We start from the raw sequence: 5,905 nt of genomic DNA, 5'->3' as shown, positions 1-5,905 counted from the left end.
TGAGGTAATCAATAGAGAGATAACCCCATCCAAGGCCGGTGGAGATCTGGCTGCTTCGCGTAAAAAAGGATTTGAGCTGCAATTCGACGGCTCTTTGCAGATGCTGCGGCCCCAGACTCCGACCCAGGCTGCCCATGAAACGGCTGCCTGGCTGTCCGGCTTAGACAACCTGGAAAGCACGGTCATCATTGGCCCGGACAGTATTCTGGATGAAGCCCTTCATCGTTTCGGCCTGCCTTGCACCGGAGCCGGAATACAGGTTTATGACAACTCTTTGTTGCAGATATTACCTCTTGTCCTGGAAATGGCCTGGAATCCGCCGGATCCCCAAAGGGCCTTAGAGCTTTTGATCCTGCCTGTGAGCCCTGTCCCGAAAAATATCGCCCTGCGCCTGGCAGGGGCGCTTCATAAACATCCTGCAGTAGGTTCTAAGGAGTGGCAGAATAAGATGCATGAGGGACTGGAAAGCATTGAGGACCCAGACCGGCGCAACAGGGTCCAGGCCAGGGTGCAGGCAGTATTCGGGGCCAGTATTTCCCAGGGCGATTATCCGGCTTCCGAGATTACAGCCCGCATCGATCTTATCCGGGACTGGGCCAGAGGCCGGATGGAGCTGGGTGCAGATGACCTGAACTGGCATCCCTTGATTGCCCAGCTGGAAAATGCCCGTCGTCTGGTAGACATCTCGGGCTTGCAGTCTTTCACAGCCCCACAGATAAAGCGCATGATCCATGATCTGAACCAGGAAAGCTCCCAGATACCGCTTTTTCCTGACCAGGCAGGTCTTGCGTATGTGAGCAGCCCGGAATGCCTGGCAGGCAGTGCAAAGAATGTGGTCTGGTGGTCCTTTAACCATGACTGTGTGCCATCAGTCTACCAGGATCCCTTTTCCCAGACTGAAAAAGACGCCCTGTCCCGGGCAGGGGTTGTCCTGCCTGATCCGGGTCAACAGGCAGAACATATCGCCCGGCGCTGGCAGCGTCCGCTTATGCTGGCTGAAAACACTCTTCTTCTGGTCTGTCCTGAAAGCAGTTCTTCCGGAGAGGAACAATTCCCCCATCCTGTGTGGGACGAGCTTGTGGGCAGGATGAAAGATGATAAACAGGCATCGGGTCTACAGAACAGGGAAATCATGTCCGGGACCATGCCGGCCAGGTTTTCCAGAAAGGCCGTGGCCCTGCCTGCGCCCAGGCCCCTGTGGACGATTCACAAGACGGGTCTTATCTCAAAACGCTCCAAAGAATCCGCAAACAGTCTTTCCAGCCTGTTGTCGTGTCCTTTGCAGTGGGTCATAAACTATCAGGGAAGGATATCCAGCGGCCTGAGTGCTGCACTTTCCGAGCCTGAAGAGCTGGAAGGCTGGTTTGTGCACGAAATCGTATCCATCTTTCTGAAAAAGTTCCGGCATGACCCTGGTATCTCCACTGACGAAGTGGAGCGCATATTTGACGAGCAGGGACCCCGCCTTGCTGCCAGGTTCTTTCTGCCGGGTTTTGATCATCTCCGGGCCAGGGTCCGCAATACCACTAAGGCTGCTGTGGAGCAGATACTCCAAATGATCAGCCAGGGCGGTTTTGATATCAGGCATGTTGAGGATCATTTAGAGCAGGTTGTTACTGGCCTGGACTTAACCCTTGATGGCACCCCTGATCTGGTGCTGGATTCTCCTTTGGCAGTGGTGGATTTTAAGCGAGGGGGCATGGGTTTTCGGCAACAGGAGCTGGAAAACGGGGCCTCAGTTCAGCTGGCTGTATACAGCAGACTTCTGTCCCGGGACAATGATAAAGAAATGCCCCCTGCTGCCTATTACATGCTCCTGAAAGGACAGCTCATTACTACCTGTCCAGATATTTTTCCTGATTCAATGGCAGTAAAAGGTCCTGCTCTCGAAGAAACCTGGGAGGCAGCAGTTAAGGGCTATGATGATACCTGGAAAGAACTTGAACAAGGCAAAGTCAGGGCTCCAGGAAATGATGAAGAACCGCCTAAGGTAAGCGCCATTGTTGACGGCCGGCTGCAGCTTGCTCCTTGTGCTTTCTGTGGTCTTGGCAATTTATGCGGCAGGGCTTTTGGGGAGGAATAGATGTCTGGTATTCATATTATTACTGCCAGCGCAGGCAGCGGCAAGACCTATCGATTAACTGAGCTTCTGGGGGAAAAAATAGCCTCGAAGGAGGTCCGGCCTGAAGCTGTAATGGCCACCACCTTTACCCGCAAGGCTGCTGCAGAACTTCAGGAACGGGTCCGGCAGAAACTGATATCTCAGGGACTGGTCAGCGAGGCCCACAGGCTTTCAGCCGCCCGGATGGGAACAATAAACGCCATCTGCGGAAGACTGGTCAATGACTTTACCTTTGAAAAGGGTCTTTTCCCGGATGCTGGTGTTCTGGACGAAAATGCTGCTGCACGCGAACTTGGGCGCTCCATTTCCAAGGTAGTTACTGCGCAGCAGTCAGAGAGGCTGGCAGAACTTGAGACTCTGCTTGGAGGGTTCAGTTGGACCGGGGTGGTGGAGCGTTTGATAACCCTGGCCAGGTACAACGGGCTGGACAGGGTTGGCCTGGAGGAGTCCAGAATCCAGAGTCAAAAAGGTCTGCTTTCGCTGCTGGGAAAGAAGCTGCCAAAAAACAGAAATCTGGACCATGAACTGCTGCAGGCTTTGGAAAGCTTCATTCAGTCCGTGGATACTGACCATGACACCACGAAAACGACTAAGAAAGCCCTGCAAATGGCCCGTTCAGTCCGGATCAAACTTCGCCAGGGACGCAGGCTTTCCTGGGACACATGGCGGCAGATGAGTAATTTTGCCACTGGTAAAAAATCCATTCACCTCACCGAAGACCTGGTCTCAATTGCCTCAGAGCATCACCGTCATCCCGCACTACACCAGGACATGGCCCAGGCCGTGGACCTGGTCTTTGAAATCGCCATGGATACTCTGGACAGCTATCAAGAGCATAAAAGACTTTTGGGGGTTCTGGATTTTGCCGACCAGGAAACCATGGCCCTTGAGCTTCTGGAGCAGCCTGAAGTCAAGGAGCGCCTGAAAGAGGGACTGGATTTGCTGCTGGTGGACGAGTTTCAGGATACCAGCCCTATTCAGCTGGCCATTTTGCTCAGGCTGGCAGAGCTAAGCAGGAAAACCGTCTGGGTGGGCGACCAGAAACAGTCCATTTACGGCTTTCGGGGCACAGACCCGGCGCTTATGGATGTCTGCCTGAATGAACTGTTAAAGCCTGGTTCCGCCAATACCCTGGAAACCCTTAAAAAATCCTGGCGCAGCCGTCCCTGCTTAGTCAGCCTGACCTCTGATGTCTTCTGCCCGGCCTTTAACCATCATGGGATACCAGAAGAACGAGTCCGACTCAGTCCAGCCTTGGAGGATAATTCTGATCTTGGCCCTGCTGTGGAATGGTGGACCCTGTCAGCAAAAAACCAGCAGGAGGATGCCATGGCTCTGGCGCAGGGGATACGAGATCTGTTAAACGACAGCCAGGCCAGGGTCAGGGACCGGCAGAGCAATTTCTCCAGACAGGTTCGGCCTGGAGATATCGCTGTTCTGTGCCGGACCAATAATATCTGCAGTCAGGTGGCCCATGCCCTGCAAAGCATCAATATCCGCACAGCTCTGCCTGGCAGCGGCCTGCTGGACACCTCGGAAGTCAAGGCTGTCATGGCCGGGCTCAGGTTGTGGGTGGATTACAAGGATTCCCTGGCAGCTGCGGAACTGGCCAGGATGTTTCATTACTCAAGCACTCCTGACGTTTGGCTGCAGACCCTGCTGGAAAATCCAGGCGAGAAAGCCTTTGCCGGTATTTCTGAAGTTTCTGCCATTACAGAACTCTCCAAGCAATACCCCACGGCTGGAGTACAGCAAAGTTTGACTCTGGTCTGTCAGGCCTTGAATATAAGACAGTGGTGCCTGTCATGGGGTGAATCTAAGCAGCGCCTGGCAAACTTAGACTCTCTTCAGGCCCGGGCTCATAGTTATATAGATGCCTGTTCCCAGGAGGGAATTGGTTGCACCCCGGCTGGATTCATCGCCCATATGCAGGAGCTTTATTATGCCGGAGAAGACACCCGTAACCCGGCAGGGGGTGAAAATGCGGTCACCGTAGCCACCTGGCATTCCGCCAAGGGACTGGAATGGCCCGTGACCATACTCTCACAGCTTGGCAAGACATTTGATCCAAATCCCCTGGGAGTGCAGGTCATGCACGACTGGAAAAACTTTACCACCCAGGATCCCCTGGCAGACCGCAAGCTGCGGTTCTGGTTCTCCCCTTATCACTTCAAAACCAAAAATTCCGAGTTCCATGAACGACTAAACAGACATAAATCAATGGCTGAGACCGAGCGCCAGCACTATCGCCAGGAGCTCAGGCTTTTGTATGTGGGCTGGACCAGGGCCAGGGACCGTCTGATTCTTGCCGGCAGGGAACCTGAATTTCAAAAAGGCATCCTGGGCCTGCTTTTGGATGAAAAAGACAACTGGCTTTTGTCCGTACCAGAAGAAGAAAAGGCCACCTGGGCCGGTAGAACCTTTGACATCAAGACCAGGGTGCTGGCCCCTGCAGAACCGGAAGATAGAACCATTGCTCCTGGAGAAGACTACTTAGAGCTTCAGCCTGTGGATTATCCTTCAGCCAGAATTTCCCCTTCAGAAATGTCCGGCCAGGGCAGGGTGGGCAGTCTGAAAATGATCGGGGATCGCCTGAGCCTCAGCGGCAAACCGGACCTGAACCTGCTGGGTGAGGCCCTGCACACCTTTTACGCTGCAGATCGCCCTGCTTTTGACCACAACCACCGATTGAACCTGGCCAGGGAAATCTTAGACAGGTGGCAGTGCAGTACCTGGCTGCAGCCCGAACAACTCATCCAATCTGCAGATTCCCTGTACGCCTGGATTGAGAAGAATTATCCCCAAGCCGAGTGGAAAAGAGAACTGCCAGTCATGCAACGCCTGGAAAACGAATCAGTAGTCTTCGGATTCATTGACCTCCTGATAGAAACCCCGGATGAAATGATAATCATCGACCACAAGGCCTATCCCGGAGGACACAAAGAACTTCTTCAGAAGTCTTCAGACTTTACCGGACAGCTTAAAGCGTATAAGAACTGTCTGCAAGAGGTTGGTCCTTTGCCGGTTATAAGCTATCTGCACTATCCTGTGGGTGGGTGTGTTGTAGGGGTTGATTTGTGACTACATCGCAGAAAAAGTTTAATTGGGCACAATGCAGAGATGAAGATCCAGATCATGGAATAACAGACTTATAGTGACAGCAGCAAATGGGTCAGCAATATCCGTAAAAATGAATGGGCGGTAAAAAATGACTGAGCCGGTAATAGGCGAATTGCAACTATTACCCTACCCTATCCGAATCCATTTGAATGATAACAAAGGAAAACACCATGCCTATCTCCGAAAAAAGCATGCAGTTTTTAGAAGAACACATTCCTGAATTGGCTCAATCTGCCGGAACACAAGCCTACTGGCAGACTTTGGCTTCTGGCCACAGCGTACTCCAGAGTGAAAACGGCATCGTTTATGAGGTGTTCCCCGACGGTACACGCACTATAGTCAAAAAGATCGCCCCGCCCACCCCCGTAAGAGTGGGGGAAAAACGAGTGCTGAAATGAGTCATATCCCTCGTCTGCGCATGTTTGCCGGCCCCAACGGCTCCGGCAAGAGCACGCTCAAATTGATAATGGAGAATTGAAAATGGGGAATAGAGAATGAGCCGTCCCTTCGATTTTTCATCACTGGGGGAACTTTGCCGCCATACGAATGATGCCGTGCAGTCCCGGGTTGGGCGTATTGCGGACACATCTCTTGCTGTACGCAACTGGCTGCTGGGCTGGTACATTGTCGAATACGAGCAAAATGGCGAGGATCGCGCAGCCT

3 protein-coding genes are annotated in these 5,905 nt (G+C 52.9%); all 3 read left to right on the top strand.

Annotation, left to right across the window (positions count from 1 at the left end):
* A partial coding sequence (locus QZP87_RS02200) for a PD-(D/E)XK nuclease family protein (RefSeq protein ID WP_291321285.1) occupies positions 1 to 2,083 on the top strand: 2,083 nt, incomplete at its 5' end.
* Entirely contained in the window at positions 2,084 to 5,203 is a 3,120-nt protein-coding gene (locus QZP87_RS02195; RefSeq protein WP_291321284.1) for a UvrD-helicase domain-containing protein, read from the top strand.
* 209 nt (positions 5,204 to 5,412) lie between these two features.
* On the top strand, positions 5,413 to 5,640 hold the full coding sequence (locus QZP87_RS02190) for a hypothetical protein (protein ID WP_045217393.1): 228 nt from the start codon (positions 5,413 to 5,415) through the stop codon (positions 5,638 to 5,640).
* Positions 5,641 to 5,905: the final 265 nt, after the last annotated feature.

Source organism: Desulfonatronospira sp. (assembly GCA_003563255.1).
GTDB lineage: Bacteria > Desulfobacterota > Desulfovibrionia > Desulfovibrionales > Desulfonatronovibrionaceae > Desulfonatronospira.
The sequence above is the reverse complement of the archived record's forward strand: the minus strand, read 5'-3'. Positions and strand labels throughout refer to the sequence as shown.

Coding starts and splice junctions, on each gene's coding strand:
- QZP87_RS02190 (WP_045217393.1), top strand. CDS start 5,413: ATGCCTATCTCCGAAAAAAGCATGCAGTTTTTAGAAGAACACATTCCT.
- QZP87_RS02195 (WP_291321284.1), top strand. CDS start 2,084: ATGTCTGGTATTCATATTATTACTGCCAGCGCAGGCAGCGGCAAGACC.